This window comes from Nocardioides sp. CCNWLW239 (assembly GCF_037137035.1).
Classification (GTDB): Bacteria; Actinomycetota; Actinomycetes; order Propionibacteriales; family Nocardioidaceae; genus Nocardioides.
In genome coordinates this window covers 1-21,646 of sequence record NZ_JBBBNW010000004.1, presented here as the reverse complement: position 1 = coordinate 21,646, position 21,646 = coordinate 1, and the positions used below count along the sequence as shown (strand labels likewise).

The 21,646-nt window shown below is 69.9% G+C and carries 24 protein-coding genes; 12 read left to right on the top strand and 12 right to left on the bottom strand.

Going from position 1 to position 21,646, the window contains the following annotated elements:
* Positions 1–3: 3 nt before the first annotated feature.
* Positions 4–747 carry an ABC transporter permease gene (locus WBG06_RS17060; RefSeq protein WP_336738108.1) on the bottom strand — a complete coding sequence of 248 codons (744 nt, stop codon included), beginning with the start codon at positions 745–747 and terminating at the stop codon, positions 4–6.
* Entirely contained in the window at positions 744–1,697 is a 954-nt protein-coding gene (locus tag WBG06_RS17055) for an ABC transporter ATP-binding protein (RefSeq protein ID WP_336738106.1), read from the bottom strand. The genes WBG06_RS17060 and WBG06_RS17055 overlap by 4 nt, the downstream gene beginning before the upstream one ends.
* Positions 1,698–1,787: 90 nt before the next feature.
* Here WBG06_RS17055 and WBG06_RS17050 point away from each other — a divergent pair, with 90 nt between their 5' ends.
* Complete coding sequence (locus WBG06_RS17050) at positions 1,788–2,735, top strand: PLP-dependent cysteine synthase family protein (RefSeq protein ID WP_336738105.1); 948 nt, start codon at positions 1,788–1,790, stop codon at positions 2,733–2,735.
* A gap of 52 nt (positions 2,736–2,787) precedes the next feature.
* Here WBG06_RS17050 and WBG06_RS17045 read toward each other — a convergent pair whose 3' ends face one another.
* From WBG06_RS17045 to WBG06_RS17030, 4 genes are all read right to left on the bottom strand, one after another.
* Positions 2,788–3,132, bottom strand: a complete 345-nt coding sequence (locus WBG06_RS17045; RefSeq protein ID WP_336738104.1) for a hypothetical protein — start codon at positions 3,130–3,132, stop codon at positions 2,788–2,790.
* A gap of 30 nt (positions 3,133–3,162) precedes the next feature.
* On the bottom strand, positions 3,163–4,383 hold the full coding sequence (locus tag WBG06_RS17040) for an FAD-dependent monooxygenase (RefSeq protein WP_336738103.1): 1,221 nt from the start codon (positions 4,381–4,383) through the stop codon (positions 3,163–3,165).
* A gap of 77 nt (positions 4,384–4,460) precedes the next feature.
* A complete protein-coding gene (locus tag WBG06_RS17035) occupies positions 4,461–5,492 on the bottom strand; it encodes an alkaline phosphatase family protein (protein WP_336738102.1) in 1,032 nt (343 codons plus the stop codon).
* Between the two features lie 42 nt (positions 5,493–5,534).
* Positions 5,535–6,533 carry an alkaline phosphatase family protein gene (locus WBG06_RS17030; RefSeq protein WP_336738101.1) on the bottom strand — a complete coding sequence of 333 codons (999 nt, stop codon included), beginning with the start codon at positions 6,531–6,533 and terminating at the stop codon, positions 5,535–5,537.
* A gap of 118 nt (positions 6,534–6,651) precedes the next feature.
* Between WBG06_RS17030 and murI the strand changes: the two genes are divergently transcribed.
* Both murI and WBG06_RS17020 read left to right on the top strand, forming a co-directional pair.
* Complete coding sequence (gene murI, locus WBG06_RS17025) at positions 6,652–7,524, top strand: glutamate racemase (protein WP_336738099.1); 873 nt, start codon at positions 6,652–6,654, stop codon at positions 7,522–7,524.
* Positions 7,521–8,291 (top strand): MBL fold metallo-hydrolase, encoded by a 771-nt coding sequence (locus tag WBG06_RS17020; protein ID WP_336738098.1) that lies wholly within the window; start codon positions 7,521–7,523, stop codon positions 8,289–8,291. The genes murI and WBG06_RS17020 overlap by 4 nt, the downstream gene beginning before the upstream one ends.
* An 85-nt stretch (positions 8,292–8,376) precedes the next feature.
* Here WBG06_RS17020 and WBG06_RS17015 read toward each other — a convergent pair whose 3' ends face one another.
* Both WBG06_RS17015 and WBG06_RS17010 read right to left on the bottom strand, forming a co-directional pair.
* Positions 8,377–8,970 carry a response regulator gene (locus WBG06_RS17015; protein WP_442945477.1) on the bottom strand — a complete coding sequence of 198 codons (594 nt, stop codon included), beginning with the start codon at positions 8,968–8,970 and terminating at the stop codon, positions 8,377–8,379.
* An 86-nt stretch (positions 8,971–9,056) separates the two neighbouring features.
* Positions 9,057–10,223, bottom strand: a complete 1,167-nt coding sequence (locus WBG06_RS17010; RefSeq protein WP_336738095.1) for a sensor histidine kinase — start codon at positions 10,221–10,223, stop codon at positions 9,057–9,059.
* 133 nt (positions 10,224–10,356) lie between these two features.
* Here WBG06_RS17010 and WBG06_RS17005 point away from each other — a divergent pair, with 133 nt between their 5' ends.
* From WBG06_RS17005 to WBG06_RS16980, 6 genes are all read left to right on the top strand, one after another.
* Positions 10,357–11,286 (top strand): ABC transporter ATP-binding protein, encoded by a 930-nt coding sequence (locus WBG06_RS17005; protein WP_336738094.1) that lies wholly within the window; start codon positions 10,357–10,359, stop codon positions 11,284–11,286.
* Positions 11,283–12,119, top strand: a complete 837-nt coding sequence (locus WBG06_RS17000) for an ABC transporter permease (RefSeq protein WP_336738093.1) — start codon at positions 11,283–11,285, stop codon at positions 12,117–12,119. The genes WBG06_RS17005 and WBG06_RS17000 overlap by 4 nt, the downstream gene beginning before the upstream one ends.
* 73 nt (positions 12,120–12,192) lie before the next feature.
* Positions 12,193–12,972, top strand: coding sequence for an SGNH/GDSL hydrolase family protein (locus WBG06_RS16995; RefSeq protein ID WP_336738092.1), 780 nt, complete (start codon positions 12,193–12,195; stop codon positions 12,970–12,972).
* 9 nt (positions 12,973–12,981) lie between these two features.
* Positions 12,982–13,689: a ribonuclease PH gene (gene rph, locus WBG06_RS16990; protein ID WP_336738091.1), complete on the top strand. Its 708-nt coding sequence runs from the start codon at positions 12,982–12,984 to the stop codon at positions 13,687–13,689.
* The gene (gene rdgB / locus WBG06_RS16985; RefSeq protein ID WP_336738090.1) at positions 13,679–14,305 is read left to right on the top strand and encodes an RdgB/HAM1 family non-canonical purine NTP pyrophosphatase; all 627 of its coding nucleotides are present in this window, start codon (positions 13,679–13,681) and stop codon (positions 14,303–14,305) included. Before rph ends, rdgB begins: the two co-directional genes overlap by 11 nt.
* A gap of 207 nt (positions 14,306–14,512) precedes the next feature.
* Positions 14,513–15,280 carry a 2-phosphosulfolactate phosphatase gene (locus WBG06_RS16980; protein ID WP_336738089.1) on the top strand — a complete coding sequence of 256 codons (768 nt, stop codon included), beginning with the start codon at positions 14,513–14,515 and terminating at the stop codon, positions 15,278–15,280.
* Here WBG06_RS16980 and WBG06_RS16975 read toward each other — a convergent pair.
* The 3 genes from WBG06_RS16975 to cls form a co-directional block, all read right to left on the bottom strand.
* Complete coding sequence (locus tag WBG06_RS16975) at positions 15,264–15,980, bottom strand: urease accessory protein UreH domain-containing protein (protein ID WP_336738088.1); 717 nt, start codon at positions 15,978–15,980, stop codon at positions 15,264–15,266. The two genes, WBG06_RS16980 and WBG06_RS16975, sit on opposite strands and share 17 nt — an antisense overlap.
* Positions 15,977–16,477 carry a thioredoxin family protein gene (locus tag WBG06_RS16970; RefSeq protein WP_336738087.1) on the bottom strand — a complete coding sequence of 167 codons (501 nt, stop codon included), beginning with the start codon at positions 16,475–16,477 and terminating at the stop codon, positions 15,977–15,979. Before WBG06_RS16970 ends, WBG06_RS16975 begins: the two co-directional genes overlap by 4 nt.
* Before the next feature lie 72 nt (positions 16,478–16,549).
* Entirely contained in the window at positions 16,550–17,998 is a 1,449-nt protein-coding gene (gene cls / locus WBG06_RS16965) for a cardiolipin synthase (protein ID WP_336738086.1), read from the bottom strand.
* Between the two features lie 45 nt (positions 17,999–18,043).
* Between cls and WBG06_RS16960 the strand changes: the two genes are divergently transcribed.
* The 3 genes from WBG06_RS16960 to WBG06_RS16950 are packed head-to-tail and all read left to right on the top strand — an operon-like array spanning position 18,044 to position 20,171.
* The gene (locus WBG06_RS16960; protein WP_336738085.1) at positions 18,044–18,937 is read left to right on the top strand and encodes an alpha/beta hydrolase; all 894 of its coding nucleotides are present in this window, start codon (positions 18,044–18,046) and stop codon (positions 18,935–18,937) included.
* Positions 18,934–19,578: a class I SAM-dependent methyltransferase gene (locus WBG06_RS16955; protein WP_336738084.1), complete on the top strand. Its 645-nt coding sequence runs from the start codon at positions 18,934–18,936 to the stop codon at positions 19,576–19,578. The genes WBG06_RS16960 and WBG06_RS16955 overlap by 4 nt, the downstream gene beginning before the upstream one ends.
* A 20-nt stretch (positions 19,579–19,598) precedes the next feature.
* Entirely contained in the window at positions 19,599–20,171 is a 573-nt protein-coding gene (locus tag WBG06_RS16950) for a hypothetical protein (RefSeq protein WP_336738083.1), read from the top strand.
* A gap of 10 nt (positions 20,172–20,181) precedes the next feature.
* Here WBG06_RS16950 and WBG06_RS16945 read toward each other — a convergent pair whose 3' ends face one another.
* On the bottom strand, positions 20,182–21,402 hold the full coding sequence (locus WBG06_RS16945; RefSeq protein ID WP_336738082.1) for an inositol monophosphatase family protein: 1,221 nt from the start codon (positions 21,400–21,402) through the stop codon (positions 20,182–20,184).
* Positions 21,403–21,646 lie beyond the last annotated feature (244 nt).

Genomic DNA, 21,646 nt, shown 5'->3' with positions numbered 1-21,646 from the left:
CTCTCATTCCCAGCGGAAGGTGCGCACGGCAATCAGGTAGAGGACGACCGCCCATCCGCCCATCACCGCCAGGTCCATCAGCTGGGGGAACGTGCCGCTGGTGGCGTCGTTGAGCGCATTGGAGGCGGCGCCGTAGGGCGTGAAGGAGATGATGTCGCGCACCGTGCCGCCGAAGACCTCGACCGGGAAGTACACCCCGGCCGTGAACATGCTCGGGAAGAACACCACCATCCCGACGACCTGTCCGGCCTTCGCGTTCGGGGAGACCGCCGTGATCGCGGTCCCGATGCCGAGCGAGACGGCCAGAGCCAGGACGTACGCGACGGCGTAGCCGACCAGCGAGCCCGGCAGCGGCGTATCGAAGAGCACCCAGCCGATCACGATCACGATCACCGAGGAGGCGGCGACAGCCGCAGCGTGGACCAGGACCTGGCCGAGCAGGATCGACGCGGGCCTGGCGGGCGTGGTGCCCAGTCTGCGCAGGACGCCGCTCTCCCGATAGCTGGTCAGCGTCGCCGGCATCGTCATGATCGCGGCCATGATCATCGAGAGCAGGACGGTGACCGGGACGTAGAGGTCGATCAGCCTCCTGCCGCCGAAGTCAGGGTTGTGCTCGCGGAAGCTCGGCACCAACCCCAGCGCCACGAGCAGCAGGCTGGGGAACAGGACGATCCAGAAGAGCGCGAGCCGCTCGCGGGCGAAGAGGATGGTCTCGGTCCGGATCACGGCGGCTGTCGGGCTGGTCATCGTACGGTCTCCTGATCGGTGTCAGTCTCGGTCTCGGCGTCGGCTTCGGTGAGGTCGAGATAGGCGGCATCGAGCGTCCCCGCGGCGACCCGGAGGCGCTGCGGCGCCGCTCCTTGCGCACGCAGTGCATCGATGACTGCGAGCGCGACCCCGTCGGCGCCCTCGACGGTGACGGTGCCGTGCTCGCTGCGCGCCGCGGTCACGCCGTCGAGCTCGCGCAGGGAGGCCAGGTCGATCGGGACGGAGGTCTCGAAGGTGGTGATCGTCGCGGCGGAGGCGGAGTCGATGAGGCCTGCCGGGGTGTCCAGGGCGCGGATCCGGCCGGAGTCGACGATCGCGATCCGGTCGCAAAGCGTCTGCGCCTCCTCCATCGAGTGCGTGACCAGGATGACGGTCACGCCCCGGTCGCGTACGTCGCGCACCAGGTCCCATACCTCCCGCCGTGCCCGCGGGTCCAGGCCGGTGGTGAGCTCGTCGAGCACGACGACCCGCGGTCGACCGATCAGCGCCAGCGCGATCGAGAGCCGCTGCTGCTGACCGCCGGAGAGGTTCTCGAACTGCTGGCGCAGGTGGTCGCCGAGCCCGAGCCGCTCGGCGAGCGCCGCCCACGGTTCCGGGTCGGGGTAGAAGGCGCTCCACAGCTCCAGCGCCTCCTGGACGGTGATCCGCGGCTGCAGCTTCGCCTCCTGGAGCTGGACGCCGAGCACCTCCGTCACCGCTGCCCGATCCGTCCACGGGTCGATGCCGTGGACCCGGATCGAACCCCGGTCGCCGACTCGCAGCCCGGCGATCGACTCGACGGTCGTGCTCTTGCCGGCACCGTTGGGTCCGAGGATGCCGAAGATCTCGCCCTGGTGGACGCTGAGGCTGATCCCGTCGACCGCCACCTTGTCGCCGTAGGTCTTGCGCAGGCGGTCCACGACGACCGCTGGTTCTCGCTCCTGATGCATACCTTCAGCGTGGTCGAGGGCGCGGTCTCACGGATCGGGCGATCGGCGCGAGTGGGCATCAGCCGATCGGTTGATGCGACCATTGACCTCATGCGCTACGACAACCTGCTGGCGTCGGTCGGTGGCACTCCACTGGTGGGCCTGCCCCGCCTCTCGCCCTCGCCCGACGTACGTCTGTGGGCCAAGCTCGAGGACCGGAACCCGACCGGCTCGATCAAGGACCGCCCGGCTCTTCGCATGGTCGAGGAGGCCGAGAAGGACGGCAGGCTCCGCCCGGGCTGCACGATCCTGGAGCCGACCTCCGGCAACACCGGCATCTCGCTGGCGATGGCGGCCAAGCTCAAGGGCTACCGGATCGTGTGCGTGATGCCCGAGAACACCTCCGAGGAGCGGCGCCAGCTGCTGCGGATGTGGGGCGCCGAGATCGTCTCCTCGCCCGCCGCCGGCGGCTCCAACGAGGCCGTCCGGGTCGCCAAGCGCCTCGCCGCCGAGCACCCCGACTGGGAGATGCTCTACCAGTACGGCAACGCCGCCAACGCGCTCGCGCACGAGGAGGGCACCGGCCCCGAGCTGCTCGCCGACCTCCCCTCGATCACCCACTTCGTCGCCGGGCTCGGCACCACCGGCACGCTCATGGGCGTCGGCCGCTACTTCCGCGCCGCCAAGCCGGAGGTACGCATCGTCGCGGCCGAGCCGCGCTACGGCGAGCTCGTCTACGGCCTGCGCAACCTCGACGAGGGCTTCGTCCCCGAGCTCTACGACGCCTCCCTCATCGACGCCCGCTTCTCGGTGGGACCGCGCGATGCGGTCAGGCGGGTGCGTGAGCTCCTCGAGCTCGAAGGCATCTTCGCCGGCATCTCCACCGGCGCGATCCTCCACGCCGCCCTCGCCCAGGCCGCCAAGTCCCTCAAGGCCGGCGAGAAGGCCGACATCGCCTTCGTCGTCGCCGACGGCGGTTGGAAATACCTCTCCACCGGGGCGTACGAAGGCACCATCGACGAGGCCGAGGAAGGCCTCGAGGGCCAGCTCTGGGCCTGACCAACGCGTTAGGGCTCAGGTTCGAGCTGCACGCTGTCGCCTAGGTGGCTGCTCACCGGCAGAAGGCGTAGACGACGAGACCGTGGTCCTCGCCGGCGAAGACCTGCTCGAGGGCTTTGCCGGTGAGGTCAGGACCGACGTAGCGCGGCGTCGCGCCGGTGGCGACGATGGCGTGAGCAGGGACCTTGCCGACCATGTCGAGCGGGGCGTCACCGCTACAGCAGTCGTGCTTCTCGATGAGCGCGGCCGGGCTTCCGGACGCGGGCGGATGGTCGGAGGGCGCGCTGCTGGGCTCCGGGGCGGAGACGAGCTGGACCAGCGCTACGGCGACGGCCGATGCGTACAGCAGCCAGATCCCGAGCGCCACGGAGACCGTCGGCCCCAGAAACGCTTTCACCTCCAGTGAACGCGGGACCGGTCGCCAGGGTTACGGCCGGCCGGGGGCGGTCACGTCGTGGTCGTGGATCCAGGCGAGATGACGCTCGTACGCACCGGGCGCCCCGAGGCGCTTGTTGCGGGCCTGGGCGCGGGGTCCGTCGGGGAGATGGAGGACATCCGCGGCGGTCAGCGAGGCGACCTGGATCCGGCGGACGCGGTCGCGGCGGCGAAGCTCGTAGGTCGTCCGGGCGCGGTCCCAGTCGTCGTCGGCCGCGAGGCAGCCGGCGAGGACGACGGCATCCTCGATCGCCTGGGCGGCGCCCTGAGCGTGGTGGGGAGCCATCAGATGGGCGGCATCGCCCAGCAGGGTGACACGGCCGTGCGACCAGCTGGTCAGGGGCGGCCGGTGGAAGAGCGCCGAGCGCTCCGAGGCCGGCGCCGCGGAGATCAGCTGGACCAGGGCGGGGTGCCAGCCGGCGTAGGCATGGATGTGCTCGTCCGGGTCGGACGACCACGACCACGACTCCGGTGTCCACGGGCCGATCTGCCGCTTGACCAGGAGGAAGGCATGGTCGCCATCACCGATGGGGTGGTGCATCAGATGGCCGTCGGCGCCCATCCACAACTGGAGGTGGCCCGGGTCGGGGAGCAGGGTGAGGTGTGAGCGCGGCACGATCCCGTGCCACGCCACGCAGCCGGAGAACTGGGCGTCGTCATAGCCGACGACGAGCTCCCGCAGCACCGAGCGGGCGCCGTCGGCGCCGATGACCAGATCGGCCTCGGCCGACTCTCCGCCGGCGAACTCGAGGAGAGCCGGGCCGTCGTCGGTCGTGGTGATCCCGACGAGGCGGTGGCCGAGGTGGAGACCGTCGCTGCCGAACGCCTCGCCCAGGAGCGCCTGCAGCTCGGCGTGACGGATGCCGTAGCAGGGCGCGCCCGAGCGAGCCGCTTCCTGGTCGGCGAGCAGTCGGCCGATCGTGGCGCCGGTGTGGCCGTCGCGCCAGACCAGCCCGTCGATCCTCGCCGAAGTCTTCTCGAGTGCGGGCCCGAGGCCGAGGTGCTCGATCAGCCTGGTCGCGTTGGCCGGGAGCAGCACGGCGTCGCCGGTCGGATGCGGGTCGGAGGCGGCCTCGTACACCTCGACCTCGATGCCGAGGCGGCGTAGCTCGACGGCCAGGGCCAGGCCACCGATCCCGGCACCGACGATCGTGACCCGCTGGGTGCGCCGGCCCCGGTGGAGGGAAGCTCGAGCGATCCGACTGACTGACATTCACGCTCCTTCGCACGGTTACGTTGCGAAGGTACCCCAGGGGTGTGTTTCCTTGCGGTCGTATCGACAAGCTCGGGTCAGCTGACGTCGAGCGTCTGGTCCTCACCGATGTCGCTGGTCTCGATGGGCCCGAGACCGAGGAGGTCCAGGGCCAGGTTGCCGAGGTCGGCGTTGCGTACGGGCTGAGGACCTTCGTAGCTCGGACGGCCCGTGCCCGGGTCGCGGTAGTCGTCGGTGTTGAGCTCGTAGAGGTCCTTCCCGGCACCGGCGTCGGGACCCCACACGACGAACGGGATCCGGTAATTCTCGTAGACCTTCTCGGAGTGGTTGGTGACCCCGGGCTTGAAGCCGTGGTCGGCGGTCAGGATGACGTCCAGGTCCTTCGCGAGCCCGGCGTCGCCATCGACGACGTCGAGGAGCTCACCGACCTGCCGGTCGGACTCTTCGACGGCCTCCAGATACTCCGGCGACATCCCGCCGGACTTGTGCCCGGCGACGTCCGGGAGCGAGAGATGTACGAAGGTGAGGTCCCGCTGCTCGGAGGCGAGGTCCTTCGCGGCCGCCGGCACCAGCTGATCGTGGTCGTCGATCGGCACGTAGAGGTCGATGTCGTCCTCCCAGGCCCGCTGCCACAGCTCGAACTTCTGCTTGGTCACGAAGACCCCGGTGCTGAGCCCGGCCTCGTGGGCGACGGTGAACATCGACTCCTCGTCGGGCGCGACCGACTTCGACGGGTCGCCGACGTTCCAGGTGACCCCGTGGCCGCCGTCGTCGGCGGCGATCGGGTCGCCGGTGACCATCCCGGTGTGGTTGGGCAGGGTGATGTTCTTCTCGTACGCCGTGCGGGCGTTGAGCGTCGAGGCACCCTCGTCGATCAGTCGATGGATGTGGGGTGTCTTCGCCGGGCCGAGTCTCGTCAGCGCGTCCGGGTTGAACCCGTCGATCGAGATCGCGAGCACCTTCCGGTCGACCTGCGCGGGCTCACGCTTCGCACGGTCGCCGCCGTCGTCTCCGTCGCTGCCGTTGCGTCCGGGGAGCGCGGTGAGGGCCACGACGAGCACGACGGCGATGAAGACACCGACGGAGACAAGGGGAAAGAGGCGACGCACCGGCACACCCTAAGTGAATCCGATGACCCTGCGGACGAACGCTCAGCGAATGTCCAGTGACTGGGTCGAGTTCAGCGTGCTGCCGGGGATCGGGCCCAGGCCGAGCAGGTCGAGGGCCAGGTTGGCGAGGTCGCCGTTGCGGATCGGCTGCGCACCGGCGTACGCCGGCCGGGTCGTCCCCGGTGCTCGGTAATCGGGGTTGAGCCGGTAGAGCGAGGCGCCCCGAGCGACGCCGGGACCCCACACGACGAACGGGATCCGGTAGTTCGGGTAGAGATGGGCGCTGTGGTTCGTGGCGGCGGACTGGAAGCCGTGGTCCGCGGTCAGGACGACGTACGTCGATCCGCGCAGCGCCGCCGAGGAGTCGATCGCCTTCAGCAGCCTGCCGATGCGGGCATCGGTGCGGATCACCGAGGCGCGATAGGCCGCGCTCATCCCGCCGTCGCGGTGGCCGTAGTGGTCCGGGGAGCCGAGGTGGACGAAGGTGAAGGCGCGCCTGTTCTTCCTCAGGTCGGCGGCCGCCCGGTCGACCAGGTCGGCGTCGCCGTCGACCACGAACCGGTCGATCGAAGGCCAGGAACGGTCGAAGAGGCCGAACTTCGACTTCGAGGCGAACAGGGCGCTGCTCCGGCCGGTCCGCTCGACCTGGCTGAAGACCGACGAGACCGGATGCCCGGCGGCCTCCTGCACCGTCATCCAGCGCCGGTCGTCGTTCCAGGTGACTCCGTGGCCGTGCGCGGACCGGGTGATCGGGCGGCCGGTGACCATCGAGGTGTGGTTGGGCAGGGTGACGTTCTGCTCGTACTCGCTGCGGGCCTCGCGGGTCGAGGCACCGCCGCGCATCAACCGGTAGAGATGCGGCAGGTTGCCCGGGCCGAGCCGCTCGATCGCGGTCACGCTCAGCCCGTCGACAGAGATCGCCACGACGCGCTTCGTGGTGGCCGCGTCCGCCGGACGCCCGGGCAGCTCGACGACGGTGAAGACGACGCCCAGCAGGGCGAACAGGACGGCCAGCACCAGCGAGCTCCGCGAAATCGTCATAACCGGACGTTAACCCCGACGAATCGCCCTGCTCATGAACGTGAGATGGATCTCGGGTATGTCTCGAGTGACCCCCAGCACTGCGAAAAGGCGGTCCTTGGGCCTAGCCTTGACGATCGTGCAGTCCGTCTCGTCACTGGGTTCGCCCTCATCGCCGGGTTCAGCCCGGCCCGACCGCGACGCCCCGATCGGGATCTTCGACTCGGGCTTCGGCGGTCTCACCGTGGCACGGTCGGTGATCGACCAGCTCGCCCACGAGTCGATCCTGTACGTCGGCGACACCGCCCGCGCCCCCTATGGCCCCAAGCCGATCGCCGAGGTGCGCGAGTATGCCCTGGAGTGCCTCGACCATCTCGTCGACCAGGGCGTGAAAGCCCTCGTCATCGCCTGCAACTCGGCCTCGGCGGCGATGCTGCGTGACGCCCGCGAGCGCTATAAGCCGCTGCCCGTCGTCGAGGTGATCCTGCCGGCGACCCGACGCGCCGTCGCCGCCTCCCGCACCGGCCGGATCGGGGTCATCTGCACCCACGCGACGGCCGAGTCGATGGCCTACGACGACGCTTTCGCCGCCGCGCCCCACGTCTCGCTGCACACCCAGGCGTGCCCGCAGTTCGTCCCCTTCGTCGAAGCCGGCATCACCGGCGGCGACGAGCTCCTCGCCGCCGCGCACGAGTATCTGGACCCGCTGACGAGCGCCGGGGTCGACACGCTGATCCTCGGGTGCACCCACTATCCGCTCCTGACTGGTGTGATCTCTTATGTGATGGGCGACAACGTGACCCTGGTCAGCAGTGCCGAGGAGTCGGCGAAGGACGTCTACCGTGTCCTCGCCGAGCACGACCTGATGCGCGAGACCGGCGAGCCGACCTACACGTTCCTCACCACCGGCAACCCCGCCGAGTTCAAGGCGATCGGCGCCCGGTTCCTCGGCCCCGAGCTCGCGGCCGCCCAACAGTTCGCCGGCGGACTGACCACCGGAGGCCGGGAATGACCTCCGGGATGCGGCTGACCGTCATCGGGTGCTCGGGCTCCTACCCCGGCCCCGACAGCCCTGCCTCCTGCTACCTCGTCGAGGCCGACGATGCGGAGGGGCGGACCTGGCGGATCGTGCTCGACATGGGCAACGGCGCACTCGGCGTCCTGCAGCGCTACGTCGACCCGCTGCTGATCGACGCCGTCCTGATCTCCCACCTGCACGCCGACCACTGCGTCGACATGACCTCCTACTACGTCCTGCGCAAGTGGCACCCGACCGGCCCGCAGCCGCCGATCCCGGTCTACGGCCCCAAGGGCACCGGTCGTCGCCTGGCCAAGGCCTACGACCTCCCCAAGCGCCCCGGGATGCGTGAGGAGTTCGCGTTCTCGACCTACACCGGGCCGATCCATCTCGGTCCGTTCACGATCATCCCGACGGCCGTGGAGCATCCGGTCGATGCCTATGGCCTCCGGATCGAGGCGAACGGCAAGGTCATCGCCTACAGCGGCGACACCGCTGAGACCGAGGCGCTGCTCGACATCGCCACCGACGCCGACCTGTTCGTCTGCGAGGCCGCCTTCCGCGACGGCGTCGACAACCCGCCCGGGGTGCACATCACCGGCGTCCATGCGGGGGAGTACGCCACCAAGGCGCACGTGAAGAAGCTGGTCGTCACCCACGTCCCGCCCTGGCACGACTCAGCCGACGCGCTCCGCGAGGCGCGGTCGGCCTACGAAGGGCCGCTCGAGCTGGCGGCGACGGGCGCTGTCTACAACGTCTGAGCCTGTGGCCCCGCGAGGAACGAGCGGGGTCACAACGCGAAGAGATCGAGCGGGTCGAGATCCAGTCGTTCCGCGTGACGGTCGCTCAGACCAGCCCGGCGTCGTGGACGGTGATCGCGATCTGGACGCGGTTGGTGGCGCCGAGCTTGTCGAACAGCCGCGAGACGTGCGCCTTCACGGTCGGGATGGAGAGGTAGAGCTCCTTGGCGATCTCGGCGTTGCTGAGGCCGCGCCCGACGGCGAGCGCGACCTCGTGCTCGCGCTCGGTGAGGGCCTCGAGCCGGCGCGCGGCGGCAGCGGCGCGGTCGCCGGTCGGCTCGGCCCGGAGCCGGGTGATCAGGGTGCGGGTGGCCCGGGGAGAGAGGATCGGCTCCCCGGCCATGACCGCACGGATCGCCGCGACGATCTCGGGCGGCGGGGTGTCCTTGAGCAGGAACCCGTCGGCGCCGGCCGCGAGCGCGTCGACGACGTACTCGTCCGCACCGAAGGTGGTCAGCACGATCACGTGCGGCGACCGGGTCTCCGCCAGGAGTCGACGGGTCGCCTCCAGGCCGTTGACCCGCGGCATCCGGATGTCCATCAGCACCACGTCAGGGCCGGACGTACGCACCAGCGCGAGCGCCTCCTGGCCGTCGGTCGCTTCGCCGACGACCTCGATGTCGGCCTGGCCGCCGAGCATCAGCCCGAGGGCTGAGCGCACGAGGGGGTCGTCGTCGACGATCCCCACCTTGATCTTGACCGGGCTGTTGGAGGCCTCTGGGCTGTTCACTGGCCCCACGGTAGCCACGCTTCGAGGATGAAGACATCCTTTTCCGTGCGGTGCGCGAGCCGTCCGCCGGCCAGATCGACCCGCTCGGTGAGCCCGATCAGCCCGAGACCGGAGCCGGGGGTGTTGGAGTCGAAGCCGAGCCGGTTGCGCAGCACGACCTCGATCCCGTGCTCCTCGGAGCCCTGCAGAGACACCCGCAGCGCCGCCCCGGGCGCATGCTTGCGGGCATTGGTGATGCCCTCCTGCACGACCCGGTAGATCGACCTCCCGACCGCCTCGGGCGGCGAGCCCTCGACGTCGTCCTCGAAGGTGATGTTCATGCCGCCGACGCGGGCCTCCTCGACAAGACGGTCGAGATCGGCGTACGTCGGCTGGGGCGCGGTCTCGGGATCCTCGCCGTTGCCACGCAGCACGCCGAGCACCGTACGCAGGTCCTCGAGCGCCCGGTGGGCGCCGTCGCGGATGGTGCTGACCTCGCTCCGGATCTGGTCGGCGGAGAGATCCTCGCGGTAGGCGAGCGCTCCGGCCTGCATCGAGATGTGGGAGATCCGGTGGGCGAGCACATCGTGCATCTCGCGGGCGATCCGTCGGCGCTCGGTCTCGCGGGCCTGGGCGACGCGCAGAGCCTGCTCGGCCTCGGCGGTCTCGGCACGGACTCGGAGCGTGGCGATCAGCTCGCGGCGCGAGCCGATGTACATGCCCCAGGCGACCAGAGCGGCGATGACTGCGACGTTGACGCCGATGTTGAGTCCCCACATGGCGACGGCCGGGGTCGGGTCGTCCGAGGACGTCGCGGTGTCCATGAACGCGAACCAGAACATGCCCGAAGCCAGGCTGAGCAGCGAGATCGGGATGATCTCACGCCAGCGGCGGCGGGTGGCCAAGGAGACGAGTGCGAGCGCGGAGGCGCCGGCTGAGAGGAGCGAGACCGACGCCGCGACGGTGGTGAACGTGGCGATCGCGACCGGCCACCGGCGCCGCCAGAAGACCAGGACCAGGCTGATGAGGCCCAGGACGATGTCGAGCGCGAAACGCCAGTCGGGCCACCCGCTGACGCTGCTCGTGAAACCGAGAGCACTGATCCCCAGCGCGACGAGATAGCGCCAGACATGCCCCCACCCGCTCAGGCGTGGCTGATAGTCGTCGGGGGAGCGTTGCTGCACGACGTACACGTTAATGAACCGGCGCCCGGCGGGCCCGATGCCGCGGTCGCGACCGGCCCCATACTTTCGTCGGGGCGAAGGTCATCCGTATGTCCGATGCCGTTCCGGTCCGTGGCACGGCAGGATGTACGTCATGATCAAAGTCGAAGGACTGACGAGGGTCTACGGGCCCTTCACCGCGGTCGACGACGTGTCGTTCACCGCCGAGGCCGGCAAAGTCACCGGCTTCCTCGGCCCGAACGGCGCCGGCAAGTCGACCACCATGCGCATCATGGTCGGACTGACCAACCCCACCAAGGGGCGGGCAACGATCAACGGCAGCCTCTACGCCGACCTCCCCAACCCGGGCCGCCACGTCGGCGTGCTGCTCGACGCCAGCGCCCAGCACGACGGCCGCACCGGCCGCGAGGTGCTGACGCTCGCCGCGATGACGATGGGCCTGCCCAAGTCGCGCGTCGACGAGATGCTCGAGCTGGTCTCGCTGACGCCGTCGGAGGCGAAGCGCCGGATCAAGAACTACTCCCTGGGCATGAAGCAGCGCCTCGGCATCGCCCACGCGCTGATCGGTGACCCCAAGGTGCTGATCCTGGACGAGCCGGCCAACGGTCTCGACCCGGCGGGCATCCGCTGGATGCGTGGCCTGCTGAAGGAGTACGCCGACCGTGGCGGCACCGTCCTGCTCTCCTCCCACCTGCTGCACGAGGTCGAGCAGATCGCCGACGAGCTGATCCTCATCGGCAACGGCCGCATCGTGGCCGAGGGCACCAAGGACACCATCCTCTCCGGCCACGGCAGCGCCGGCCAGTCGCTGGTCACCTCCCTGGACAACGAGGCGCTCACCGTCGCGCTCAAGGCCAAGGGCTACAGCGTCGAGCCGATCGGCACCGGCATGCGGGTCTCCGCGGCGCCGGCCGAGGTGGGCAAGGCGGCGCTGGAGTCCAACGTCGTGCTCACCGACCTGCGTGACGGCGGCGCCGGGCTCGAGGACATCTTCCTGCAGCTCACCGCCGAGACCCAGCGCGAGAGCACCACCCAGATCCACGCCGAAGGAGCCTCCGCATGAGCGCCGTATCCGTAGCGCCGTCGACCCCGTTGCCCACAGCCACCAAGGTGCCGTTCGGGCGCCTGGTGATGGTCGAGTGGCGCAAGATGACCGACACCCGTGCCGGTCGCGTCATGCTGATGATCACCGGTGGCCTCATCGCGCTGGTCGCGGCGATCATCCTGCTCGTCACCGCGCTCTCCGACATGGCTGCGCTGGACGCGACGACCTGGATGAGCGCGCTCTCCTTCCCGGTCTCCCTGCTGGTGCCGGTGCTGGCGATCATGATCGTGACCCAGGAGTGGGGCCAGCGCACCCACATGGTCACCTTCACCCTCGAGCCCAGCCGGCTCAAGGTCGTCTTCGCGAAGCTTCTCGCGGTCTTCGTCCTTGGCGTCGTGACCATGGCCGTGGCCGTCGGCGTCGGTGCCCTCGGCACCGTTCTCGGCGCGGCGATCGCCGGGTCGGACCCGACCTGGAACGTGACCGGTGAGGCGCTCGCCTGGACCCTGGCGACGCAGATCCTCTACCTGCTCATGGGCTTCGGTCTGGCGATGCTGCTGCTCAACACCCCGGCCGCCCTGGTCATCTACTACGGCTACACGCTGATCCTCGAGGCCTCGATCTTCAGCGCGCTCTACTTCGTCTTCGACTGGGCGCAGAGCCTCTTCCCGTGGATCTCGATGCAGGTCGCGATGATGCCGTTCATCGCTCCTGACCAGATGCAGGCGGCCGGACTCACCGTCGAGGACGGCGCGCTCGGCATCGCCAGGCTGTTCACCTCGATCGCGCTGTGGGTCGGGCTCCCGCTGGTGCTCGGCACGATGCGCGTCCTCAAGTCCGAGCTGAAGTAGTTCATCGGACTGTTCGCGACACGACACGCGGGGGTGGGTGCTTCGGCACCCACCCCCGTCAGCGTGGTGTGCCGTGGGCACCTACCTGCGATACGCGGCGCTGGGCGACAGCGCCACCGTTGGCCTCGGCGACCCCACTGTCGAGGGTTGGCGAGGATGGGCCCGGCTGCTCGCCGAGGCTCTGGGACAGACGTACGACATCTCCTTCTGCAACACCGCGGTGATCGGGGCGACGTCGACCGTGGTGGTCGAGCAGCAGCTCGCCGACGCGGTGGCGCACCGGCCCGACGTGGCCTCGCTGATCGTCGGTGTCAACGACGTGATGCGCTCCGGCTGGGACGTCACCCGGCTGAGGAACGACCTGATGACCTGCGCCGACGCGCTCTCGGGGCAGGGCGCGCTGCTGCTGACGGCGCGCTTCCACGACCACTCGGTGATGTGGCCGATGCCCGGCTGGATGAAGCGGTCGATCCAGCGGCGTACGGCTGAGCTGAACGCCATCTGGGACGAGGTCCATGCCTCCTACGGCGGCCTGCGGCTCGACCTGGGGGCGGTTCCCGACCTGCACGAGCGCCGCTTCTGGGCTGCCGACCGGCTGCATCCCTCCGAGCTCGGCCACCGGCGGATGGCCCGTGCGTTCGGGGAGCGGCTGGTGACGTACGGCTTCTCCTTCGAGCCGCCGTCGCTGGAGCCGGCCGGCGGGCTGCCGACCGGCTGGCGGCAGGACCTGGCCTGGATGGCCGGCGAGGGGGTGCCGTGGATGGGACGGCGGGCGCGGGATCTGGGACCGTGGGTCGTGCGCCGGGCGTGGGCGCGACCCAGCGGTGGGCCCGAGCGGGAGACCGTTGCATAGGGTGGTCCCGTGACCACACGAGCTGACGGGCGCGCCGACGACGAGCTGCGCCCCATCAAGATCACCCGCAACTGGCTCGACCACGCGGCCGGGTCCGTCCTCATCGAGTTCGGCAAGACCCGCGTCCTGTGCGCCGCCTCGGCCTCCGAGGGCGTGCCGCGCTGGCGCAAGGGCTCCGGGCTGGGCTGGGTGACGGCGGAGTACGCGATGCTCCCCGCTGCCACCCATGAGCGCTCCTCGCGCGAGTCGGTGAAGGGCAAGATCGGTGGACGTACGCACGAGATCTCCCGCCTGGTCGGGCGCTCGCTGCGCGCCGTCATCGACTACAAGGCGCTCGGCGAGAACACGATCAACATCGACTGCGACGTGCTGCAGGCCGACGGCGGCACCCGCACCGCGGCGATCACCGGCGCCTACGTCGCGCTGGCCGACGCCGTCGCTTCGCTGGGTGTCCAGAACGCGCTGACCGGCTCCGTCGCCGCGATCTCCGTCGGGATCATCGACGGCGTGCCGCGGCTCGACCTGCCCTACGAGGAGGACGTCCGCGCCGAGACCGACATGAACATCGTGATGACCGGCGAGGGCAAGTTCGTCGAGGTGCAGGGCACCGCCGAGGGTGTCGCCTTCGACCGCGCCGAGCTCGACGCCCTGCTGGCGCTGGGCGAGAAGGGCTGCGCCGACCTGACCAAGCTGCAGGAGGCCGCACTTGCCGGCTGAGCCCAAGAACGAGACCAGCATCCACGTCGCCTCGCGCAACGCCAAGAAGCTGGCGGAGATGTTCCGGATCCTCTCGCCGCTGGTGCCCGGCGTCTCGGTCGTCGGCCTCGACGACGTCACCCACTACGACGAGCCGGTCGAGGACGCGCCTGACTTCGAGGGCAATGCGCTGATCAAGGCCAGGGCCGGTTTCCAGGCCACCGGCCTGCCGACCGTCGCGGACGACTCGGGTCTCTGCGTCGACGCTCTGAACGGGATGCCGGGCGTGCTCTCGGCCCGCTGGGGCGGACCCCCGAAGTCGGACTCCCGCAACAACGAGCTGTTGCTCGCCCAGCTCTCCGACGTCCCCGACGAGCGCCGTGGCGCCCACTTCGCCTGCGTGATCGCGTTCGTCTGGTCCGGCGGTGAGATCGTCGTCGAGGGCCGGATGGACGGCCGCGTCCTCCGCGAGGTCCGCGGCTCCGGCGGCTTCGGCTACGACGTGCTCTTCGTCGCCGACGACACCGAGGACGGACGTACGTCCGCCGAGCTGTCGGTCGAGGAGAAGGACGCCATCTCCCACCGCGGCCGCGCCCTGCGCGAGATCGCTCCCAAGATCGCCTCCGTTCTCGGCTGATCCTGGACGCGCTACCGAGGTAACTCGGGCGGGGTGGGTGGATGCTCACCGAGGTAACTCGGTCGGCGGTCACTGTCTTCGTGGAACTCCGTGAAGACAGTGAGTGCTCACCGAGGTACCTCGGTGAGCACTCGCTCGCCACAGCGCCGCGCCCACCCCGGAACCGATAGTCGACCCGCGACCGCCACCGCTGACTAGCCTCTGTACGTGGCCACCTTCGACCCCGAGCATCGTCAGCACCGCTATCAGGTCCGGTTCGACTGGGGGCCGGTGGGCGCCGACGTGATCGGGCCGGTGGACATCGCGGTCGTGGTGGACGTGCTGTCGTTCACCACGACGCTGACCGTCGCGGTCGAGCGCGGGATCGAGGTCTTCCCCTTCCGGTGGCGGGACGACCGGGCGATGGCGTACGCCCACGAGCAGGATGCGGTGCTCGCGGTCCAGAGGCAGGACGCGGCGCCGGGGCGGCCATCGCTGTCTCCTGCGTCGCTGCGTGAGGCCGAGGGGGTCCGGCGCCTGGTCCTGCCCTCGCCCAACGGCTCGACGATCAGCAGCATGCTCGCCGGCGGCGGGGCCTCGGTGATCGGTGCTTCGCTCCGCAACCGCACCGCGGTCGCGGAGTGGCTCGCGCCTCGTTGCGCAGCAGGTGCGAGCATCGGCGTCGTCGCGTCGGGGGAGCGCTGGCCCGACGGGTCGCTCCGGCCGGCGGTCGAGGACCTCTGGGGCGCCGGCGCGGTCCTGGACGCCCTCGACCCGGCCGACCTCTCGCCCGAGGCCGCGGTGGCGCGCGACGCGTTCCGCGCCGCCGACCTCCCGGACGCGCTCCATGCCTGTGCCAGCGGCCGGGAGCTGACAGCAAAGGGCTACGCCGCCGACGTCGCCGTCGCCTCCGAGATGGACAGCGTCTCGGTGGTTCCTCACCTGTGCGGCGGGTCGTTCCGGGCCGCCCGGGACGCCGTCATCGATCGGTGCTGAGTCGGCCCTCCAAGCCGACCTGCCAGTCGAAGAGGCCCTGGTCGACCAGAAGCGTGAGCAGGGTCTTGTCGAGGCCGGTCGCGATCGCGACGCCGATGAGGACCAGGACGACGCCGAGCACCTTGTGGAAGGCGCCCTCGGGGTCGATCGCCCACCGGAGGCGGGCGAGCAGCGCCCGGCCGCCCACCATGACCGCGGCCAGCAGGAGGGTCAGGCCGGCGACGTACGCGATCAGGTAGCCGAGTCCGCGCAACGGCTCGGCCGGGAGGATCGCCGCCACGATCAGCGCGTACGTCGGGCTGCAGGCGCTGAAGACCGGCCCCATGCTCGCACCGAGGAGGATGTCGCCGCCGATGCCGCCGCGAGTGCTTGCCCGGGCCAGGCGCTCCTGCGCGCGAGAGCCGAAGCCCAGTCGGTACGCCACCGCGTCCCACAGTCGGGGCCAGATCATCACCACGCCGAAGAGTGCCACGATCACGCCGGAGACGACGCTCCAGAACCGGGGTGGCACGTCGATCAGCAGGGTCGTCGACTTCAGCACGACGCTGAACACGATGACCGAGACAGCGAGCGCGGCCACCGCGACCCATGGCCGCCGCTCGCCCGTCCCGCGGGAAAGGATCACTGGCACGAACGCCACCACGCACGGGGCGAGCACCGAGAGCGCCCCGGCGAGGAACGAGGCGAGCAGCAGGGTCACTGGGTGTTCTCGAGGATGGCGTCGACCGACTTGTCCTGCCCGTAGCCCGACCAGAGCTTGACCCGGGCACCCGAGGGGTCGACGCGCACGAAGGTCGACTGGATCGTCACCTCGTACTTCTTGCGCAGGTCGGTCGCGGAGTCGTAGTCGACCTTCAGGATCTGTGCGCCCCCAGGCACCGTGCCGCCCGTGATGGCCTCCTCGAACCCGCGGCACTCCGGGCACCACGACGCGTGGAAGAAGAGGATGGTGTCGGTGTAGCACGCGTCGGCGACCGCCGAAGCCGAGTAGTCGGTGTAACGGCCCTCGCACGTGGCCTTCTCCGTGGGCGAGCCGGCAGATGCGGGCTGGCCGGTCTCGGTGGCGCTCCCGGCCGGTGACGGGCTCGAGGAGGCGGCCGGGCTCGGGGCCTGTTCCGCGGAGTCGGCGTCGTTGCTGCCGCACGCGGTGGCAGCGAGGCAGACGAGGGCGAGCACAGCGACGATTCGGGCGTTCATGTGCATGGGTTCGGAGCGTACGTCCTGGTGGACGGGTCGCCCCGAAGACTCACCCGATGACGGGGGAGACCCTCATTGCAGCGCGGCGGTGAGGCGCAGCACGTTGTCGACGTACGCCGCGATCTTGGGCCGAGCGAGCCACTCCTCGAGCAGCAGCTCGCGGGAGATGGCCCGGTAGCTGTCCTCGACCTTGCGCAGCTGCGCCACCGGGTCGCCGTCGAAGAGCATCAACGAGACCTCGTAGTTGAGGGCGAAGGAGCGCATGTCCATGTTGCTCGAGCCGAGCACGGCGACCTCGTCGTCGATGCTGAAGTGCTTGGAGTGGAGGACGGCGGGCTTGGGGTAGAGGTAGATGCGGACCCCGGCCTCCAGGAGAGCCTCGTAGTAGGAGCGCTGGGCGTGGTAGACCATGAACTGCTCCTTGCCTTCGCTGACGAAGAGCTCGACCTCGACACCGCGGCGAGCGGCCGTCGTCACGGCGTACAGCAGCGACTCGTCCGGCACGAAATAGGGGCTGGTGATCGAGATCCGCTTCTTGGCGGCATACATGAGATGGGTGAAGGCGCGCAGGTTGTTCTCGGCGTCGACACCCGGCCCGCTGGGGACGATCTGTCCGGTCACGTCGCCGGCGGGCGGTGCTGGGGCGGCCAGCTCGGAGCGCAGCAGCTCGCCGGTCTCGGTGTCCCAGTCGCTGGCGAACACGACGTTCAGCGCCCTCACCAGCGGCCCCTCGATCCGTGCGCTCAGCTCGACCCACTCCCGGCCGGCGCGGTGGTTCTTCGGCTTGTTGTAGCCGGGTTCGATGAGGTTCTGCGAGCCCGTGAACGCGACTCGGCCGTCGACGATGAGGAGCTTGCGGTGGTTGCGGAGGTCGGGGCGGCGGATCTGGCCGCGCAGGAGGTCGATGGGGAGCAGCGGGTGCCAGTCGATGTCGGACGCGTCGAGCCGCTTCACGAGCGTGCGCCAGGCCGGGATACCGCGGGAACCGAGGTGGTCGAGGAGGAGCCGGACGCGTACGCCGCGCGAGGTGGCTCGGTCGAGCGCGTCGAAGAACGGCTCGGTGACGTGGTCGCACGCGGTGATGTAGAACTGCACGTGCACGTACGTCTCGGCCTTCTCCACGGCGGCCGTCATCGCCTGGATCGAGGCGTGGTAGTCGTCGATCAGATCGACCCGGTTCCCGGCCCGGGCAGGCAGCGAACCGAGTCGCTCGTTGAGCTCGATCGTGGCCGCGTCGACCTGGGAGATCGTCTTCGGGTGCGGGACCCTCGGCAGACTGCGGACGTACTCGGTCACCTCGTCGTTGAGAGCCCGCTGACGGGCGTGCCGCCGTCGGTCCAGCCGGGTCTGACCGAGCAGCAGGTAGCCGACCAGGCCGAGGCCCGGGATGAAGAAGATCGCCAGCAGCCACGCCATCGCGGTTCCCGGCCGCCGGTTCTTCGGCACGACACCCAGCGCGACGATCTTGACCGCGAGGTCGATGATGTAGATCGAGGTTCCCAGGACCCCAGCCGCTGTCATGCGCCTCAGCATGCACCACAGCCATACGTGTGGGAATCTTCTGACATGGTTCGACTCTTCCCCGCCGCCCGCCGTGCCATCGCTGCCGAGGAGGCCTCGCCGCCGGTCTGGGAGGTCGACGTCGCTGCTCAGCGCACCGAGGCCCGCAAGGTGGCCTCCGCCGAGGCCAAGGAAGAGGTCGCGGAGGTCGCCGGGATCGATGCCGACGGCGTGCCGTGCCGGCTCTACACCCCCGAGGACGTACGCGAGGGGCTGATCGTCCACCTGCACGGCGGCGGGTTCGTCTTCAACGACGTCGAGGTCCACGACGCCGCGTGCCGGCGGCTGGCCAACCGGACCGGGCTGCGGGTGCTGTCGGTCGACTACCGTCGTCCTCCGGAGGACCCCTATCCCGCGGCTCCCGACGACGTCGACACGGTCGTCAAGTGGCTGGGCAACGACCCGCTGCTGAGCACGCTGCCGGCCTACGTCCACGGCGACAGCGCCGGCGGCAACCTCGCGCTCGTCGCGGCGCTGCGCAACCCGGGCGTCTTCGGCGCGATGGTGCTCGTCTACCCGTTCCTCGACCCGTCGATGAGCACCCCGGGCTACGCGATGGAGGACGGCTGGAACGAGGAGGCGGCGTGGTACTGGAAGCAGTACGCCGCGAGCGAGGCCGATCTCCGCAACCCCGATCTCGGCCCCTACCTGGCCTCCGACGAGGAGCTTCGCAGCCTGCCGCCGACGTTGATCGTCAGCGCCGAGGGCGACATCCTCACCGACGAGAACGAGGACTTCGCGCTCCGGCTGGCCGACCTGGGCGTCGAGGTGGTCGCGTTCCGCGCGGTGGGGCAGATCCACGGTTTCTGGCGCCACGGGAAGACGTTCCCCGCGGCCGAGTCGGTGATGGCGATGACCGGAGCCTTCCTGCATCAGCACAGTTTGAGAGGGCGTCCGTGACCGAGCCCTACGACGTCACCGAGACCCGGGCGGCCTACGACACGGTCTCGAAGGCCTATGCCGAGATCGTGGACCCCTCGGTGACGGAGACCTCGTTCGACGCCGCGGTGCTCGACACGTTCGCCACCTACGTACGCAAGGACGGCGGCGGGCTGGTCGGCGACATCGGCTGCGGCCCGGGGCGGATCACCGCCTACCTGGCCGAGCGCGGGCTCGATGTCTTCGGGGTCGACCTCTCGACGGGCATGATCGCGCAGGCCGTGGAACGCCACCCGACGCTCAGGTTCGAGGTGGGGGACATGGCTCGGCTTCCGCTCCGCGACGGTGAGCTCGCCGGCGTCCTGGCCTGGTACTCGCTCATCCACACCCCGCCGTCGCGGCGTCCCGCGGTCATCGCCGAGCTCGCCCGGGTCACCCGGCGCGGCGGCCGTTTCGTGACTGCGTTCCAAGTCGGTGACGAACACGTGCGTCACATCGGCGCCTACGGGCACGACGTCACCTTCGACGGCTACCGGCTCCCCGTCGAGGCGACCAGCGCGCTGCTCGAGGAGGCCGGGTTCGAGGTCACCGCGACCGTCGTGCGCTCCGCAGAGGACTGGGAGCGGACGCCGCAGGCCTATCTCGTCGCGCGCCGGCGCTGACGGGCGATAGGTTGCCGCGCATGACGCCGCAGCCCTATCACGTCCCCCGCTTCTTCCTCCGCCAGAAGGTCACACCCTTCACCAACAAGTACGTCGCCCAAGCCGCCAACGCAGACGGGTCGGAAGGGCAGGTGCTGGCCTTCGCGCAGCAGAAGCGGCTCGCGTTCAAGGAACAGGTGACGTTCTACGCCGACGAGTCGAAGTCGCGGCCCGTCTTCGCGTTCAAGGCGCGTGCGGTCATGGATCTCAACGCCGGCTACGACATCACCGACCCGAACGGTGCCGCGCTGGGGTTCTTCCGCAAGGACTTCGGCAAGAGCCTGCTGCGCTCGACCTTCCACGTCGAGGGCCCCGGCTATGCCGGCACCGGCCAGGAGCGCAACCAGCTCGTCGCCATCCTGCGCCGCTTCTCCGAGACCGACTTCCTCCCGGTCCACTTCGACTATGTGTCCACCGAGGGCCGGCCGCTGATCTCGATCGAGCGCCGCTTCGCCTTCCGTGACAAATACACCGTCACCGTCCACGACCCGCGCGTCGACTTCCGGGTCGCCGCTGCTCTCGCGGTCGCGATGGATGCGTTGATGGGGCGCTGAGCGTCTCGGGTCAGCTTCGGCTGGTCTGCTCCAGGTGCCGGCGTACGAGGTCGAGCAGCTTCCGGTGGGTGACCTCGTCGGCCGCGGCGATCATGCCGCGGCCGGTGTGGAGCCTGTTGCCCTCGAGGTCGGTCACGATGCAGCCGGCGGCCTGACACAGCGCGATACCCGCGGTGAAGTGGACGCTGCCCTCGAGGTAGCCGTCGGTGACGTACGCCGCGCGTCGGCCGGCCGCGACCCAGGCGACCGCGAGCGTCGAAGACATGACCCGTGGCCCGAACTCGGCGCGCAGGCGCGGATCCGCGACGAGCTGCCCGCCGACGAACGGCCGGTCGAGCATTCCGTCGCACTGGATGTCGACAAGTCGCGTGCGCGGCGTAGGAGAGAGGGCGGTGTCGCCACCGCTCTTGCGGACCCAGGCGTCGGTGCCGTCGGTCCAGAAGATCTCCTCGCTGATCGGGTCCGCCGAGACGGCCGCCTGGACGCCGTCGGGTGTCACCAGCGCGACGTTCACGGCGGCGAGCGGGGTCTGGGCGGCGTAGTTGAGGGTCCCGCAGAGCGGATCGACCAGCCACCGCCGCTGGCTGTCCCCGCTGCTCCCGGTCTCCTCGCCCTCGAAGGCATCATCGGGCCGGTACGTCGCGATCGTCTCCCGGATCGCCTTCTCCGAGGCGAGGTCCGCCTCGGTCGCGAAGTCCGTCGGAGACTTGTCGAAGTGGCTCAGGTCGGTGCCGTACATGTCCCTGACCACCGCCGCCCCCGCCGTCGCGGCGGCGATCGCGACGGCGTGGTCCGGAAACGCCGCCCGGAACGCGTCGATCGCCGGATCTCGGTCTGTTTCCGGCTCGTCACCGATGAAGACCGCGATCACCTCGGCGTCGGGATCCTCTGTCAGCGCCGGCAGGAGCTTGTCGCGCCAGCTCCACAGGTTGGGGTGGTCGTAGTCGGTGTAGGCCTCGGCCGGGGAGATCAGCTCGATCGCCTGCTCGAGCTCTTCCCGGGAGAGTCTGTACGCCGCGGTGCCGGTCGTGTGTCCGACGACCGTCGCCATCACGACCGCTGGGAGGCGGTGGCCGTAGGCGTTGACCAGGGGAAAATGTTCTGGAGCCGGGGTGGTGGTCGATGGGACCAGGCCTACTCCGTGGGCAGCTGGTGGTGTCCAGCCTGCTATCGCGCTTTCGAACCTTGTTCTTGCCGCCAGGATCTCGTCCATGGTCTTCCAGTGGGCCACGCGGGGGAATCTAGCGGGTGTCGGGTTTGCGGTGGGGGTGTTCTTCGGGGTTGGGGTGGGCCGCCGACCCTTCTTTGAGGGTCTTCTCGATCTGGACCGGCGTCAAGGACGCCCTTCGGGCGCCGGCTTCGCCGGCCGCCTTCGGCGGTCCTGGACCCCGGACCAGATCGAGAAAAGATTTGGCTGGCTATCGGGGCGGCGGCCCGGGTGTGTCAACGAAAGAAGAGGCCGTTCGCTCACCGCG